This window comes from Polaromonas sp. P1_G2, assembly GCF_056405515.1.
In genome coordinates, this window is record NZ_JBFUBY010001336.1 from 1 (window position 1) to 420 (window position 420).

1 pseudogene is annotated in these 420 nt (G+C 58.3%); it reads right to left on the minus strand.

What is annotated here, in order from left to right:
• Positions 1-194 precede the first annotated feature (194 nt).
• A pseudogene (locus tag AC1D0P_RS30435) lies at positions 195-420 on the minus strand (hypothetical protein); the annotation flags it as partial.

Genomic DNA, 420 nt, shown 5'->3' on the forward strand with positions numbered 1-420 from the left:
GCCCAGGGTTCCGCAGGCAATGTTCCGGCGGAGGCTGGACGTCTGAACGCCGAGAACAGGCCGATAGCGGCCGCGGCCGATCCGCCTGCAAGAAGAAATCGACGCGAAAGCATGGCAAGGTCTCCGCTCCGGATATGAAGATCGTCCTATGTGAAACAGGCAAATTGTGGGCGCTGAACTCAGACGTCAGCCGATCAGCGATGCATTGTCTCCAGCGTCTGGCCGCTTATCTTGCGGAACATGGTGATCAGATCCTCGACCTGCATGTTCTTGCGGTTGTCGCTGCCGACATCGAGCATGATCTCACCGCCATGCAGCATGATGGTGCGGGTGCCGTTGGCTAATTCGCGACAGCTCGTTCCAAGGTTTTCGTTACCCACTTGTTGAGGCTGACCCCTTCTCGTCTGGCTGCGGCAGACA